This is a genomic window from Anoxybacillus sp. MB8, from assembly GCF_011006755.1.
GTDB lineage: Bacteria > Bacillota > Bacilli > Bacillales > Anoxybacillaceae > Anoxybacillus > Anoxybacillus gonensis.
Genome location: NZ_RXXX01000017.1, coordinates 1 through 15,477, shown reverse-complemented (window position 1 = coordinate 15,477; position 15,477 = coordinate 1). Strand labels below are relative to the sequence as shown.

At 44.3% G+C, this 15,477-nt stretch carries 14 protein-coding genes; 1 reads left to right on the top strand and 13 read right to left on the bottom strand.

Features of this window, described 5'->3' with window-relative positions; translation table 11 throughout:
• Positions 1–23 precede the first annotated feature (23 nt).
• From EKC99_RS07805 to EKC99_RS07770, 8 genes are all read right to left on the bottom strand, one after another.
• On the bottom strand, positions 24–644 hold the full coding sequence (locus EKC99_RS07805) for a thymidine kinase (protein WP_019418640.1): 621 nt from the start codon (positions 642–644) through the stop codon (positions 24–26).
• Positions 645–729: 85 nt separating this feature from the next.
• Entirely contained in the window at positions 730–930 is a 201-nt protein-coding gene (gene rpmE / locus EKC99_RS07800) for a 50S ribosomal protein L31 (protein ID WP_003397039.1), read from the bottom strand.
• 110 nt (positions 931–1,040) lie between these two features.
• Positions 1,041–2,327 (bottom strand): transcription termination factor Rho, encoded by a 1,287-nt coding sequence (gene rho / locus EKC99_RS07795; protein WP_019418641.1) that lies wholly within the window; start codon positions 2,325–2,327, stop codon positions 1,041–1,043.
• A gap of 169 nt (positions 2,328–2,496) precedes the next feature.
• Positions 2,497–3,459, bottom strand: coding sequence for a class II fructose-bisphosphatase (gene glpX, locus EKC99_RS07790; RefSeq protein ID WP_009360978.1), 963 nt, complete (start codon positions 3,457–3,459; stop codon positions 2,497–2,499).
• A gap of 26 nt (positions 3,460–3,485) precedes the next feature.
• On the bottom strand, positions 3,486–4,772 hold the full coding sequence (locus EKC99_RS07785) for a UDP-N-acetylglucosamine 1-carboxyvinyltransferase (protein WP_009360979.1): 1,287 nt from the start codon (positions 4,770–4,772) through the stop codon (positions 3,486–3,488).
• A gap of 57 nt (positions 4,773–4,829) precedes the next feature.
• Positions 4,830–5,477: a fructose-6-phosphate aldolase gene (gene fsa, locus EKC99_RS07780; RefSeq protein ID WP_009360980.1), complete on the bottom strand. Its 648-nt coding sequence runs from the start codon at positions 5,475–5,477 to the stop codon at positions 4,830–4,832.
• A gap of 83 nt (positions 5,478–5,560) precedes the next feature.
• A complete protein-coding gene (locus tag EKC99_RS07775) occupies positions 5,561–6,421 on the bottom strand; it encodes a class II fructose-bisphosphate aldolase (RefSeq protein WP_009360981.1) in 861 nt (286 codons plus the stop codon).
• 204 nt (positions 6,422–6,625) lie between these two features.
• Positions 6,626–6,985 (bottom strand): response regulator, encoded by a 360-nt coding sequence (locus EKC99_RS07770; RefSeq protein WP_009360982.1) that lies wholly within the window; start codon positions 6,983–6,985, stop codon positions 6,626–6,628.
• A gap of 171 nt (positions 6,986–7,156) precedes the next feature.
• Between EKC99_RS07770 and EKC99_RS07765 the strand changes: the two genes are divergently transcribed.
• A complete protein-coding gene (locus EKC99_RS07765; RefSeq protein ID WP_009360983.1) occupies positions 7,157–7,675 on the top strand; it encodes a DUF2529 domain-containing protein in 519 nt (172 codons plus the stop codon).
• Between the two features lie 27 nt (positions 7,676–7,702).
• On the opposite strand, the gene EKC99_RS07760 is transcribed toward EKC99_RS07765, so the two are convergent.
• From EKC99_RS07760 to EKC99_RS07740, 5 genes are all read right to left on the bottom strand, one after another.
• Positions 7,703–9,298 carry a CTP synthase gene (locus EKC99_RS07760; protein WP_019418644.1) on the bottom strand — a complete coding sequence of 532 codons (1,596 nt, stop codon included), beginning with the start codon at positions 9,296–9,298 and terminating at the stop codon, positions 7,703–7,705.
• A 156-nt stretch (positions 9,299–9,454) separates the two neighbouring features.
• A complete protein-coding gene (gene rpoE / locus EKC99_RS07755; RefSeq protein WP_033383649.1) occupies positions 9,455–10,003 on the bottom strand; it encodes a DNA-directed RNA polymerase subunit delta in 549 nt (182 codons plus the stop codon).
• 122 nt (positions 10,004–10,125) lie between these two features.
• The gene (icmF, locus tag EKC99_RS07750; RefSeq protein ID WP_163151308.1) at positions 10,126–13,380 is read right to left on the bottom strand and encodes a fused isobutyryl-CoA mutase/GTPase IcmF; all 3,255 of its coding nucleotides are present in this window, start codon (positions 13,378–13,380) and stop codon (positions 10,126–10,128) included.
• A 20-nt stretch (positions 13,381–13,400) separates the two neighbouring features.
• Positions 13,401–14,024 (bottom strand): TetR/AcrR family transcriptional regulator, encoded by a 624-nt coding sequence (locus tag EKC99_RS07745; protein ID WP_009360987.1) that lies wholly within the window; start codon positions 14,022–14,024, stop codon positions 13,401–13,403.
• A gap of 10 nt (positions 14,025–14,034) precedes the next feature.
• Entirely contained in the window at positions 14,035–15,174 is a 1,140-nt protein-coding gene (locus tag EKC99_RS07740; RefSeq protein WP_163151306.1) for an acyl-CoA dehydrogenase, read from the bottom strand.
• Positions 15,175–15,477 lie beyond the last annotated feature (303 nt).

Sequence of the window (15,477 nt, the reverse complement as noted above, 5' to 3'; positions counted from 1 at the left end):
CGACCATATGAAAAAACTCGCCCTTATGGACGAGTGGCCGTTTCTTTACATGTTTTATTTTTCTTTGGATGATCAGGCACTTCATGATGATGGCGGCATCGTGGTTCGTACGATTCACTGGCTCCGATTAAAATGACGGGATCGTGGTAAGATGCTGGACGCCCATTAATGAGCCGCTGTGTGCGCGATGCAGGGGAACCGCAAACGGTACAAACAGCTTGTAGCTTTGTCACCGATTCAGCGATAGACATTAACGTCGGGACAGGGCCGAACGGTTCGCCGCGAAAATCTTGATCTAACCCAGCGACGATGACACGGTATCCTTCATCGGCGAGCTGTTGAACAACATCAACGACATGTTCGTCAAAAAATTGCACTTCATCGATTGCCACAACATCCGTATGTGTGGAGATGTGCTTTCGAATGTCTAGCGCACAAGAAACAGGGATGGCGATAACAGATGTTCCATTATGAGAAACGACTGCTTCTTCGCTATATCGATTATCGATCGCTGGCTTAAACACTTTCACTTCTTGTTTCGCAAACTGCGCGCGTCGTACGCGACGAATGAGCTCCTCCGATTTTCCGGAAAACATGCTCCCGCAAATGACTTCTAGCCAGCCGGATTGCTTCATGACATACATCAGGGCGACCCCTTTCTTTCAAACTTTCACGAAAAAAACAGGCAAGTGAAAAGAAGTTCGCTTGCCTGTTTTCATAACATACGGATTACTTAAGGCCGTATTTTTTGTTAAATTTATCAACACGTCCTGCAGCAGAAGCGAATTTTTGACGTCCTGTATAGAATGGGTGGCACGCTGAGCAAATTTCTACGCGCACTTCGTCTTTTACAGAACCGCTCTCAAACTCGTTTCCACACGCGCATTTAACCATCACTTTTTTATAGTTTGGATGGATTCCTGCTTTCATCTCATTTCATCTCCTTCCGCCCTGAATCTTTTCGAAACAGAGTTTATATGCAATGAAAAACACACATGATAAAATTATAACAACCGTATCGCTGTTTTGCAACTATCCATTTATAACCGTTTTAAATTTCCGGCTGCTTTCCACTCTTCATCTAACATCGCAAAAAACTCTTCGTTCGTTTTCGTTTGCTTTAATCGATGAATAAATCGCTCAATAAAGTCTGGCGTATCTGACATCGTTTTACGAATGGCCCACAATTTTTCTAAATGTTCTTTTGGAATTAATAATTCTTCTTTTCGCGTGCCCGAACGACGAATGTCGATGGCAGGGAAAATTCGTTTTTCCGCTAATGAGCGATCGAGATGAAGCTCCATATTTCCTGTTCCTTTAAATTCTTCGTAAATGACATCGTCCATGCGCGAACCTGTATCGACAAGAGCAGTCGCTAAAATCGTTAAGCTGCCCCCTTCTTCGATGTTTCGCGCCGCTCCAAAAAACCGTTTCGGACGGTGGAATGCGGCCGGGTCAATTCCTCCCGATAACGTGCGTCCGCTTGGAGGAATGACTAAGTTGTATGCGCGCGCTAAACGCGTAATACTATCCATTAAGATAACGACATCACGCTTATGTTCAACGAGGCGCATCGCACGTTCAAGCACAAGCTCCGCCACTTTAATATGGTTTTCTGGCACTTCATCAAACGTCGAGCTGACGACATCCGCCGATACAGAACGTTCAATATCCGTCACTTCTTCTGGACGCTCATCAATAAGCAAAACGATGAGTTCAACATCTGGGTGATTTGTTGTAATGCTGTTGGCAATTTCTTTTAACAACATCGTTTTTCCCGCTTTCGGAGGCGCGACAATTAAACCGCGCTGGCCAAATCCGATCGGAGCAATCAAATCAATGAGGCGAGTAGATAGCTTGTCTGGTGTCGTCTCTAGCTTCATTTGTCGGTTCGGATAAAGCGGTGTTAGCGCCGGGAAGTGAACGCGTTCTTTCGCAATTTCTGGGTCTTCACCGTTTACTGCCTCGACGTGCAGCAAGCCGAAATACCGTTCATTTTCTTTTGGCGGGCGCACTTTTCCTGATACTTTATCACCGTTGCGCAAATCAAAGCGACGAATTTGCGATGCGGAAATATAAATATCTTCCGAACTAGGGGAATAGTTAATTGGACGCAAAAAGCCAAATCCTTCTGATTGAATAATTTCAAGCACGCCTTCCATGAAAAAGAGGCCGTCTTGTTCAGCGCGCGCTTTTAAAATGGCAAAAATCAATTCTTTCTTTGTCAGTTTACTGTAATATGAAATTTTGTATTGACGAGCTAATTCATATAGCTCTTTAATGGTCATATTTTCTAGCGTTGCAATCGTTAAATCTCCTAACTCCATACTTACACCACTCTTTTATTTAATTTTCATGAATTGCTCTTTTGGATGGAAACAGCGAAGATGAAAAGATGATTACGAGAAGAAACGTAACATGACTATTTTACCCTTTTTTTATATTGTCAATCAATAGAAAAAGAGCGAGAGCGCGAAAAGTTCGCGCATCTCGCGATTATTTGATGACGAGGTTCGGCTTTTTCCTTAAGCTATGGCGCCCTTCAATGAAACGAACGGTGCCTGATTTCGCACGCATGACAACAGAGTGCGTCTCGCCGTATGTTCCTTTAAATTGCACACCGCGCAACAATTCTCCGTCCGTTACACCTGTTGCGGCAAAAATGGCATCGTCCCCTTTTACGAGATCTTCCATGCGCAATACACGGTTTACATCTAACCCCATTTTTTTGCATCGCTCTAGTTCGGCATCGTTTTGTGGCAATAGCTTCCCTTGTATTTCCCCGCCGAGACATTTGAGCGCCACAGCCGCTAACACCCCTTCTGGAGCGCCTCCTGACCCAAATAAAATGTCTACACCTGTATGATCAAATGCTGTATTAATTGCGGCAGCGACGTCACCGTCATTAATGAGCTTAATGCGCGCGCCTGCTTCACGCAACTCCGCAATGATGCGCTCGTGGCGCGGGCGATTTAAAATGATCGCCACAACGTCTTCAATATCTTTATTTTTCGCTTTGGCAACCGCTTTTAAATTATCGATAATTGGAGCGTTAATGTCGATCATGCCGACCGCTTCTGGCCCAACCGCAATTTTGTCCATGTACATATCTGGCGCATGAAGCAAATTGCCGTGATCCGCCACAGCGACGACCGCTAACGCGTTCCACCCGCCAGAAGCGACAATGTTCGTTCCTTCAAGCGGATCAACCGCCACATCAACGCGCGGACCGTACCCGTTGCCAAGCTTTTCCCCAATATATAGCATCGGTGCTTCGTCCATTTCCCCTTCACCGATGACGACCGTTCCTTTCATCGGAATCGTATCAAATACGTCGCGCATCGCAGACGTGGCAGCTTCATCTGCTTCGTCTTTTTTCCCACGCCCCATCCAGCGGGCTGCAGCTAATGCAGCAGCTTCTGTGACACGGACAAGCTCCATCGATAAACTTCTTTCCATCGTTTCTCCCTCTCCCCTTTGGTGCATTATGTGTTCTTCAGTTGCTCGATTTCTTGTTCTGTCATTTGTTCGCGCCAAACGGTAGCGCCAAGGTTGACAAGTTTGTCAACTAAGTTGCTGTAGCCGCGATCAATATGTTCTAATCCTGTAATTTCTGTAACCCCTTCGGCCATTAATCCGGCGACGACAAGCGCAGCACCCGCACGCAAATCGGTTGCGCGCACTTTTGCTCCTTGTAGTCGTGATGGACCTGTAATAATGGCTGACCGTCCTTCGACTTTCACATTGGCGTTCATGCGCCGCAATTCATCAATATGTTTAAATCGGGCACTATAAATCGTATCTGTCACAATGCTCGTCCCAGACGCTTTCGTTAATAGTGAAGTGAATGGCTGTTGTAAATCGGTCGGAAAGCCAGGGTAAACGAGCGTTTTAATATCGACGGCACGAAGATGATCTTTCGTCGCAATAAAAATTTGGTCATCGCTCGTTTCAACAACAACACCCATTTCTCGCATTTTTGCAATGACTGCTTCTAAATGTTGCGGAATGACGTTGTCAATAATCATTTCTTTCCCCATGGCCGCACCGATAATCATATACGTTCCTGCTTCAATGCGATCCGGAATAATGGAATGGCGGCAACCGTGCAACTGTTCTACACCGTCAATGCGAATGACGTCTGTTCCCGCTCCTTTAATGCGTGCCCCCATGTTCGTCAACAGCGTCGCAACGTCAATAATTTCCGGCTCTTTTGCCGCGTTTTCAATAATTGTTCTTCCTTTTGCTAAGACGGCGGCTAACATAATGTTAATCGTCGCTCCAACGCTGACAACGTCCAAATAAATGCGCGCTCCACGAAGCTCTTCCGCCCGTAAATAAATCGCTCCTTGCTCGTTAGTCACTTTCGCGCCAAGCGCCTCAAATCCTTTAATGTGCTGATCAATGGGGCGCGGCCCTAAATGGCAACCGCCCGGAAGTCCGATGACCGCTTTTTTAAAACGTCCAAGCATCGCGCCCATCAAGTAATATGACGCGCGCAATTTTTTTACTTTTCCGTTCGGCAAAGGCATGGAAACGATATGCGACGGGTCAATGACGACTTCGTTTTCGTCAAAATGAAATGTACCGCCAATTTCTTCAATTAATTGTCCTAACACATGAACGTCTGAAATGTTCGGCAACCCTTCAATGACTACAGGTGAGTTGGCTAAAATAGCGGCTGGAATGAGCGCGACGGCGCTATTTTTCGCTCCACTAATGCGCACGGAGCCTTGAAGGAGGTCACCGCCGACAATTTTTAACTTTTCCATATGTGTCTCCCTTCTCGCAAAGCAAGTCCTAGAACGCGACGGAAAACTGCTCAATCATTATTTTTGGTTTGCTTTATTCCAGTCTGCTAAAAACTTTTCGATGCCTTGATCTGTAAGCGGATGTTTAAATAGTTGCATAAGTACGTTGTAAGGTACTGTCGCAATATGTGCACCTTTTAATGCTGCCTCTGTCACATGTTGTGGATGACGGATCGATGCCGCGATAATTTCTGTATCAATGTCGTGAATGGCAAAAATGTTCGCAATCGTTTCAATTAACTCTAAGCCGTTATGACCGATATCATCTAAACGACCTAAAAACGGCGATACGTATGTCGCACCAGCACGCGCCGCTAGCAACGCTTGATTCGCGCTAAAAATGAGCGTGACATTTGTTTTAATTCCTTTTTCGCTAAATACTTTTACCGCCTTTAACCCTTCTGGCGTCATCGGCACTTTAATCGTAATGTTCGGTGCGATTTTCGCTAATTCTTCCCCTTCTGCAATCATTCCTTCTGCATCCGTTGCGATTACTTCCGCACTAACGGAACCGGAAACGAGAGAAGTAATTTCACGAAGACGATCGTGGAACGACACGTTTTCTTTTGCGACGAGGCTTGGGTTTGTTGTTACTCCCGCTAAAATGCCTAGTTCATGAGCGTGGCGAATTTCATCAATATTTGCCGTGTCAATAAAAAATTTCATAATTTTCAACCTCCTAAACGCTTTCAAAAATGGAATGAAACAAAACCGCCCGCTTCAGCAAGGCTGAAACGGTGCGGCTTGTATTACAACGCTTTGCCGGAAGAACCGAATTCGCGCATTTTGCCGATGACTGTTTCTTTAATCGCATCGCGGCCAGGGCCGAGGAATTTGCGTGGATCGTACACTTTTTCATCTTTCGCTAACACTTCGCGCACAACTTTTGTAAACGCCATTTGGTTTTCTGTATTTACGTTAATTTTAGATGTACCAAGTGAAATGGCACGTTGAATTTGTTCTGTTGGGATACCTGTTCCACCGTGTAAAACGAGCGGTACACCTGTACGATCGCGAATTTCTTCCATCTCTTTAAATCCTAATTTTGGCTCTCCTTTGTATGGACCGTGTACAGAACCGAGCGCTGGCGCTAAACAGTCAATGCCTGTGCGCTTCACAAGTTCTTCGCACTCATCTGGATTTGCATAAATAATTCCTTCTGCAACAACGTCATCTTCTTGTCCGCCGACTGTTCCTAACTCAGCTTCAACAGATACACCACGCGCATGAGCGTACTCAACAACTTTTGATGTAATTTCAACGTTTTCTTCAAACGGATGATGTGATGCATCGATCATAACGGATGTAAATCCAGCGTCAATCGCTGCTTTACATTTTTCAAAGCTTGAACCATGGTCAAGGTGAATAGCGACAGGAACAGTAATGTTCATGTCTTCCATTAATCCTTTCACCATGTTCACAACCGTTTTAAAGCCGCCCATGTAGCGAGCTGCTCCTTCAGACACGCCAAGGATCACAGGGGATTTTTCTTCTTCCGCTGCTGCTAAAATCGCTTGTGTCCATTCTAAGTTGTTAATATTGAATTGACCGACCGCATACTTGCCCGCCAATGCTTGTTTAAGCATTTCCGTCATTGAAACTAAAGGCATCGCTAAATCCTCCTTAAATGTAGCCATTATTCACTATCCGAAAGCGCCTCTCACATGTACAATGACCAAAATACGACAAATTTATACAAGACGACATCGAATAGTATGTACATTATAAGAATAACAAACTTTGTTTCCACACATCAACCTTATTCACCGAAACGAACAAAACTTTGTGAAAAAAGTTCAAAAAGCTGTCAACGGTTAACCGATATATTTTTTCACTGCATCACGCATATCGTCTATGTCAAAAGGTTTCGCAAAATGGGTCAGCGCACCGAGCTTTTTCGTTTCATGAATCATATCGAGTTCGCCGTAAGCCGTCATCACGATGACTTTTACATGCTCATTCATTTCTTTCATCTTCTTTAAAATTTCTACCCCGTCCATGCCTGGAATTTTCATATCTAACAACACTAAATCCGGGGAGTGCTTCGCAAACAAATCGAGCGCTTGAACACCGTTTGCCGCCTGATACGTTTCATATCCTTCTTTTTGAAACACTTCGTTTAATAAAATGCGAATGCCAAACTGGTCGTCCACAATCAAAATCTTCCCCGCCATATAAACACCTCTTATTTTCTCTTTTTCATATGTAAAACTGCTATTTTTATTATCGTATCATTATTTCAAAATTTTTACCATTTATCCTGCTTTATGTTCTAATTTTGATCATTTTTTTATTTTTTAATATAATGAGCAAAAAGCGAAAGTCGCATAAAAAGGAGATGGATTATGTTAAAAATATTATCGACGCAGCTTGCAGGTGTGTTTCAGCGAATAAGTGCGCAAGAAGAAGAGCAGTTTGAAGATGCTGCCCGTTTATTTGCCCAAGCGATCATTAGCGACGGCACCATTTTTGTTTACGGCATGGACGAAATGGAAGCTGTCGTCGCTGAAGCGCTGCACGGAGCTGAAAAATTGCCGAACGTTAAACCTCTAAACATGAACGAAGTAACGACCGCTGACCGCGTGCTCATCGTTTCGCGCTTTTGCACAGATGAAGAAGCGATTCGCATCGCAAAACAGCTTCACGAACAAAACATATGGACGATCGGTATGTCATCTATCGCAGAGAGTTCGAAACCGTCGCTCGTTGATTACGTCGATGTACATATTGATTTATGTTTGAAACAGCCGCTCGTCCCAACAGAAGATGGCTCACGGATCGGCTTCCCTTCCGCTGTCGTTGCTTTGTTCGCTTATCATAGTTTAGTGCTGATGACAAAAGAAATTGTTGCCGAATATGAATAAGAGGATGCCCATAGCGGACATCCTCTATTATTTTTCTAGCGATGCGCGAATAAATTCGCGGAACAGTGGCTGTGGACGCGTCGGACGAGATGTAAACTCCGGATGAAACTGCGCCGCAACAAACCACGGATGATCTTTCAATTCGATAATTTCTACAAGACGGCCATCTGGGCTTGTCCCTGAAAAAACAAAACCGTTTTCTTCCATCACCGTACGATATTCATTGTTAAATTCATAACGATGGCGATGGCGCTCATAAATGACTTCATCTTGATATGCTTCGTATGCTTTCGTTCCTTCAACGAGCTTGCACGGATATAAACCGAGACGAAGCGTTCCGCCTAAATCTTCGATATCTTTTTGCTCTGGCAATAAGTCGATAATCGGATGTGGCGTGTTTGGATCGATTTCTGCCGAATGGGCATCTTTTAACCCGACGACATGACGAGCAAACTCCACAGATGCTAATTGCATACCTAGACAAATGCCGAGGAATGGGATGCGTTGCTCACGCGCATAGCGAATAGCCTCAATTTTTCCTTCGATTCCACGATCGCCAAATCCGCCCGGAACGAGAATACCGTTTACTCCTTGAAGCAGCTGCGCCACATTGTCGCGATCGACATGCTCAGAGTTAATCCAACGAATGTCTATATCTGCATCAAACGCATATCCTGCATGACGTAATGCTTCCACGACAGAAATGTACGCATCTTGAAGCTCAACGTATTTTCCGACGAGCGCAATCGTTGTTTTATTTGATAAATTGCGCACTTTTTCAACGAGTGCGATCCATTCTGTCATATCCGCTTCGTTGCAGTTTAGTTTTAAATGCTCACAAACAATTTGGTCTAACTTTTGTTCTTGAAGCATGAGCGGTACAGCGTATAACGTATCGGCATCGCGCGCTTCAATGACCGCTTTCGGATCAATGTCACAGAACAAAGCAATTTTATCTTTCATATCTTGAGACATTGGCATTTCTGTGCGCACGACGATGACGTTTGGCTGAATGCCTAAGCTGCGCAATTCTTTGACGCTATGTTGCGTCGGTTTCGTCTTCATTTCACCTGCTGCTTTAATGTACGGCACGAGCGTACAATGAATATACATCACGTTGTCGCGACCGACGTCGCTTTTGATTTGACGAATAGCTTCCAAAAACGGAAGAGATTCAATGTCGCCAACTGTTCCACCGATTTCAGTAATGACGACATCGGCATTCGTTTCACGTCCTGCTCTGAATACGCGTTCTTTAATTTCGTTTGTAATGTGCGGAATAACTTGTACCGTTCCGCCTAAATAGTCGCCACGGCGTTCCTTTTTCAATACGGTCGAATAAATTTTTCCTGTTGTCACGTTGCTATATTTGTTTAAGTTAATATCAATAAAGCGCTCATAATGACCTAAATCTAAGTCTGTTTCCGCTCCGTCATCTGTGACAAACACTTCTCCGTGTTGATACGGACTCATCGTGCCTGGGTCAACGTTAATGTACGGATCAAATTTTTGAATCGTTACTTTCAAGCCACGATTTTTTAATAATCGACCGAGTGAAGCAGCCGTAATTCCTTTCCCAAGCGATGAAACGACGCCACCTGTTACAAAAATATATTTCGTCATTAAACCTTCCCCCTCAACTCATTTGGAATAGTTACAGTGTGTGCGAATTCGGGGAAAAATAAAAACGCTCCGCTTACAAATATGTAAGGGAGCGAACGTATCTCTATGAAAAGAGCCCAAACAGAATTCTACATATATCGATGTAAAAAGTCAAGGTTATAATTCCTCATCTTCTTCTAACTCTAATTCTTCATCGACGACGTCTAGCTCTTCATCAAGCGGGGCGTCATCTAAACTTAGTTCTTCATCTAATAAATCATCGATTACTTCTTCATCTTCATCTAATACAAAGTCATCGTCTAACAGCTCTTCATCGTCTAATAATTCTTCATCTAAATCGTCATATACTAATTCGTCTTCATCGATCATGTCATCAAAGTCATCAAAGTCATCCGCGACTTTTTTCTTCTTCTTCACGCGCTCCACAGGTACCGCTTCATCTTCTGTTTGGTCGTATGGGTACCATGCGCGCAAGCCCCAAGCTGTTTCCCCGATACAAATAAACCGTCCATCGACGTTTAAATCTGTATAAAACTGCGCCAATCGCGCGCTCACTTCGCTTTCAGATAATCCTTTAATCGCGACTAGCTGTTCGACCATCTCTTGAAAAGACACCGTTTGCTTTTTCTCACACAATAGCAAATACGCAAGTTCGACGAAAGACATCTCTCGCAATTGTTCTTGAGAGTATTGCTCCAAACTCACTTTCCGCACTCCCTTTCTCCAACGTATGAAAACAACAAAAATCCATACCATTCATTATAAACAAATTCATTTACTTTATGCTAGAGCGTTGCCCAAAAAAAATGTCGGGACATCCCCCGACATTACATATTGCGGCGATATTGTCCACCGACTTCATACAACGCCTTCGTAATTTGTCCTAAGCTAGCGACTTTTACTGTCTCCATCAGCTCAGCGAAAATGTTTCCTCCGCTTACCGCGACATGTTTTAACCGCGCAAGCGCTTCTTCCACTTCGTCTTTATGTTCTTCATGGAATTTGCGTAAGTTTTCAAGTTGAAGCTGCTTTTCTTCATACGATGCGCGCGCGAGCTGTAAGCTTTCGATTTCTTCTTCGACTGCTGCATTCGGGTTTAAATATGTGTTTACGCCAATGATCGGCAGTTCCCCGCTATGTTTTTTCATTTCGTAATACATTGATTCATCTTGAATTTTGCCGCGCTGATATTGCATTTCCATCGCGCCAAGCACACCGCCACGCTCATCGAGACGCTCAAACTCTCTCAACACCGCTTCTTCAACTAAATCTGTTAATTCTTCGATAATGAATGAGCCTTGTAGCGGGTTTTCGTTTTTCGTTAGCCCATGTTCTTTTGTAATGATAAGCTGAATCGCCATCGCACGACGAACAGACTCCTCAGTCGGCGTGGTGATCGCCTCGTCGTAAGCGTTCGTATGAAGTGAGTTGCAGTTATCATGAAGCGCCATGAGCGCCTGTAATGTTGTACGAATGTCATTAAAATCAATTTCTTGGGCGTGAAGGGAACGTCCTGATGTTTGTACGTGATATTTCAACTTTTGACTTCGTTCGTTCGCCCCGTATTTCTCCCGCATCGCAACCGCCCAAATGCGCCGTGCTACCCGACCGATCACTGTATATTCTGGATCGAGACCGTTGCTGAAGAAAAACGATAAGTTTGGTGCAAAGTCATCAATATGCATGCCTCGACTTAAATAATATTCGACGTACGTAAAGCCGTTCGCCAGCGTAAATGCCAATTGTGTAATCGGGTTCGCTCCAGCTTCCGCAATATGATAGCCTGAGATGGAAACAGAATAATAGTTACGCACACGGTTGTCGATAAAATATTGTTGAATATCCCCCATCATACGTAAAGCAAACTCCGTTGAGAAAATGCACGTATTTTGTCCTTGGTCTTCTTTTAAAATATCCGCTTGGACCGTTCCACGCACCGTCTGCAACGTCTGCGCTTTCACTTGTTCGTATTCTTCTTGCGTCAGTTTTCGACCAAGCTCTGCTTCTTTCTTTTCCACTTGTTGATCGATCGCTGTATTCATAAACATCGCTAAAATGATCGGCGCAGGGCCGTTAATCGTCATCGACACGGATGTGAGCGGATCGCACAAATCAAAACCTTTGTATAGCTTTTTCATATCATCTAATGTACAAACGCTTACACCGCTCTCGCCTATTTTTCCGAAAATGTCTGGACGTTCATTCGGATCTTCTCCATATAACGTCACGGAGTCGAATGCCGTACTTAACCGTTTCGCTGAGTCGTCTTTGCATAAGTAATGGAAACGGCGATTCGTCCGCTCCGGCGTACCTTCTCCGGCAAATTGTCGCTTCGGATCTTCCTCTTGCCGTTTAAACGGGAAAACACCAGCTGTAAATGGAAATGCCCCCGGAACGTTTTCTTTATAAAGCCAGCGTAAAATTTCCCCGTAATCTTTAAACTTCGGCAACGCTACTTTCGGAATGCTTAAACCTGCTAAGCTTTTCGTCTTTAACGGTGTGACAATTTCTTTATCGCGCACTTTTGTGACAAACTGTTCTGCGCTATATTTCTTTTTCACATCTTCCCATGAAGCTAATAACTTTCTTGACTCTGGTGTTAATTTTTCTTCATATGTTCGCTTAGCCTCTTGCAAAGCTGCCAACGCTTTTTCATCATGGCGTTCGTTCATCGTTTCAATGGCGCCTTCAAGCTGAAATATGCGGCGAGCGATGTCACATTGCTCATTGACGCGTTGATGATATTGGCGAATCGTATCAGCAATTTCGCGCAAATAATGGCGCCGTTCGTTCGGAATGATGACATTTTGTTTTTCGACATGATCGACTTTTTGCAACGTCGTCGTCCAATTTGTTCCCATTCGCTCATTAATTAAGTCGATTAATGCGACAAAGAGCGTATTTGTTCCCGGGTCGTTAAATTGACTTGCGATCGTGCCGAATACAGGCATTTCGCTCACATCGCGATCAAACAATTGATGGCTTCGTTGATATTGTTTTTGCACTTGACGTTTCGCATCTTCTGAACCTTTGCGTTCAAATTTATTAATGACGATCAGATCGGCGTAATCGATCATATCGATTTTTTCAAGCTGCGATGGAGCACCGAACTCGCTCGTCATCACATACATCGCAATATCACAAATATCTTTAATCGCTGCATCGCCTTGACCGATGCCGCTCGTTTCTACGATCACTAAATCAAAACCTGCCGCTTTGACGACTTCAATGGCATCTTGAATCGCAAGCGACAATTCCGAACGCGAACTGCGTGTCGCTAAGCTGCGCATATAGACGCGCGGCGAAGAAATCGCATTCATGCGAATACGGTCACCAAGCAATGCACCGCCCGTTTTTTGTTTTGTCGGATCAACCGATAAAATCGCCACTTTTTTCTCGGGAATTTCATTTAAAAAGCGACGGACGAGCTCATCTGTGAGCGAGCTTTTGCCGGCTCCACCTGTTCCAGTAATCCCGATGACGGGAACGCGCTTGGCCATCGCTTTGACCCGTTGTAAAACTGCTTCTGCTGTCGCAGCTACTTCGCTATGGGCATTCACGCGGTTTTCACACACAGTAATTAAGCGCGCCACCGCTTGAACGTCCCCATTTGCTAATCGTTCCACTTCATCTGTTATTTCTCTGACCGTTGGGAAATCACATTCTTCCATCATGATGTTAATCATTCCTTGCAACCCGTAACGCCGCCCGTCTTCTGGTGAAAAAATACGAGCGATACCATACGCGTGCAATTCTTTTATTTCCCTTGGAATAATTACGCCGCCACCGCCACCGTAAATGCGAATATGCGAAGCGCCTCGCTGCTGCAATAAATCATACATATATTTAAAAAATTCCATATGTCCGCCTTGATACGAAGATACAGCAATCCCTTGTACGTCTTCTTGAATCGCAGCGTTCACAATTTCTTCTACTGAGCGATTATGGCCTAGATGAATGACCTCCGCTCCACTCGCTTGTAAAATGCGGCGCATAATGTTAATGGCCGCATCGTGCCCATCAAACAAACTCGATGCCGTCACAAAGCGAACGTGATGTTTTGGACGATAAATGTGCGCCATCTTTCTCCCATCCCCTTTCGCTACCGCTTCATAATGCCTTCAAGCAATAGCTTTGTTTGCCATTCAATATATTCATCGAGCGTATACATTTTTTTCAACGCCCAACGACGGAACCCCCACATTTGACCGAGAACGAAAATGTTATGTGCAAATAATTGAATTTCTTGTTCTGTAAGGGAAAATACCCCGTTGTCGACACAGCGCCGTAAAATATGTTCAAACATCGCCACCATTTGCAATTCTTTATTTAACACGTACGGGAGCGATTCTTTGCCGAGCGACTTCGCTTCTTGATACATGACGAGCACTTCGTCTTGCAGCTCGTCAACGACACGAAAATAGTAATCAATGGCTAATTTTAACCCGTCTAAATCCCCTTTTGTCGTATCGATTGCTTGCTCCATGCGATCGCGTACTTCATCGTAAATACGGTCGCATACTAAATAAAGAACGTCTTCCTTTTTGCGAATGTATTCGTATAACGTTCCGATGCTAAAACCAGAAGCGCGGGCAATTTCGCGCGTCGTCGTTTGATGAAACCCTTTTTGTTTAAATAGCGAAATCGCCCCTTTAATCATTTGATTGCGCCTTTTTTTCACAAGCCGTTCGTCTTTCACAGACGCGGGCACTTCACGCTTCTTCATTACATCACTCCTATTTCGTTAACATTCTTGAAATAACGATGCGCTGAATTTCTTGCGTGCCTTCATAAATTTGCGTAATTTTTGCATCGCGCATAAAGCGTTCTACTGGATAATCTTTCGTATAGCCGTAACCGCCGAAAATTTGTACCGCTTCAACGGTGACTTTCATCGCTGTATCCCCTGCAAACAATTTTGCCATCGCTGATTCTTTTCCGTACGGTAAGCCGTTTGATTCGAGCCATGCTGCTTGATATGTTAATAAACGTGCCGCTTCGATGGCCGTTGCCATATCCGCTAGTTTAAAAGCGATGCCTTGTTGTTCTGCAATTGGCTTGCCGAATTGAACGCGCCCTTTTGCATATTCAACCGCCGCATCTAACGCCCCTTGCGCGATGCCAACTGCCTGCGCCGCAATGCCATTTCGTCCACCGTCGAGCGTCATCATCGCAATTTTAAATCCTTCCCCTTCTTCCCCGAGTAAATTTTCTTTTGGAATGCGACAATCTTCAAAAATAAGCTCCGTTGTTGGCGATGAACGAATGCCAAGCTTTTTCTCCTTTTTCCCGATCGAAAACCCAGGCGTTCCTTTTTCAACAATAAATGCGCTAATGCCGCGATGCTTTTTCTCTGGGTCAGTAACCGCAAACACGACATAAATGTCCGCTTCTCCACCGTTTGTAATCCATACTTTCGAACCGTTTAGTACGTAATGGTCGCCATCGCGAACAGCACGCGTTTTCATCGCTGAAACGTCAGAACCTGCCCCTGGTTCAGACAAACCGTATGCGCCAAGCTTTTCACCTGTCGCTAATGCCCGTAAATACGTTTGTTTTTGTTGTTCTGTCCCAAATTTATAAATCGGCCAGCTCGCTAACGAAATATGAGCGGATAGCGTCACTCCTGTCGAGGCACACACTTTGGAAAGCTCCTCAACAGCGATCACATATGCTAAATAGTCGCTGCCGATGCCACCGTATTGTTCTGGCCATGGAATGCCCGTTAAACCGAGCTCCGCCATTTTGTTGAAAATGCTGCGATCAAATCGTTCTTCTTCATCGCGTTCCGCCGCTGTCGGTGCCACTTCATTTTTCGCGAAGTCGCGCACCATTTTTCGTATCATTTCCTGTTCTTCACTTAGTTGAAAATTCATTTTCCCATCCCCTTTAACAAATGGGTATTGTCAAAAGTTTTAAAGACATACCCTAAGTTTTTATTGATTTTATGCGGTTTTCGACAAAAAAAGCTTGCCACCCCTGCTGTTTTTGGTACGATTGAGGTAACCACACACCCAATCCAAACAAAGGAGTGACAAGCTTGTTACCTCAATTATTAATCAAATGTCTTCAAATAATCAAGACCCAATATCAAATCATTATTTATTTACTAGGTGTACTTTTTGGAAAGTCCCTCACAGACTGGGATGACGAAGAACCGGTGAATCAATCGTATCAGA

Coding starts and splice junctions, on each gene's coding strand:
- EKC99_RS07805 (WP_019418640.1), bottom strand. CDS start 644: ATGTATGTCATGAAGCAATCCGGCTGGCTAGAAGTCATTTGCGGGAGC.
- rpmE (WP_003397039.1), bottom strand. CDS start 930: ATGAAAGCAGGAATCCATCCAAACTATAAAAAAGTGATGGTTAAATGC.
- rho (WP_019418641.1), bottom strand. CDS start 2,327: ATGGAGTTAGGAGATTTAACGATTGCAACGCTAGAAAATATGACCATT.
- glpX (WP_009360978.1), bottom strand. CDS start 3,459: ATGGAAAGAAGTTTATCGATGGAGCTTGTCCGTGTCACAGAAGCTGCT.
- EKC99_RS07785 (WP_009360979.1), bottom strand. CDS start 4,772: ATGGAAAAGTTAAAAATTGTCGGCGGTGACCTCCTTCAAGGCTCCGTG.
- fsa (WP_009360980.1), bottom strand. CDS start 5,477: ATGAAATTTTTTATTGACACGGCAAATATTGATGAAATTCGCCACGCT.
- EKC99_RS07775 (WP_009360981.1), bottom strand. CDS start 6,421: ATGCCTTTAGTTTCAATGACGGAAATGCTTAAACAAGCATTGGCGGGC.
- EKC99_RS07770 (WP_009360982.1), bottom strand. CDS start 6,985: ATGGCGGGGAAGATTTTGATTGTGGACGACCAGTTTGGCATTCGCATT.
- EKC99_RS07765 (WP_009360983.1), top strand. CDS start 7,157: ATGTTAAAAATATTATCGACGCAGCTTGCAGGTGTGTTTCAGCGAATA.
- EKC99_RS07760 (WP_019418644.1), bottom strand. CDS start 9,298: ATGACGAAATATATTTTTGTAACAGGTGGCGTCGTTTCATCGCTTGGG.
- icmF (WP_163151308.1), bottom strand. CDS start 13,380: ATGGCGCACATTTATCGTCCAAAACATCACGTTCGCTTTGTGACGGCA.
- EKC99_RS07745 (WP_009360987.1), bottom strand. CDS start 14,024: ATGAAGAAGCGTGAAGTGCCCGCGTCTGTGAAAGACGAACGGCTTGTG.
- EKC99_RS07740 (WP_163151306.1), bottom strand. CDS start 15,174: ATGAATTTTCAACTAAGTGAAGAACAGGAAATGATACGAAAAATGGTG.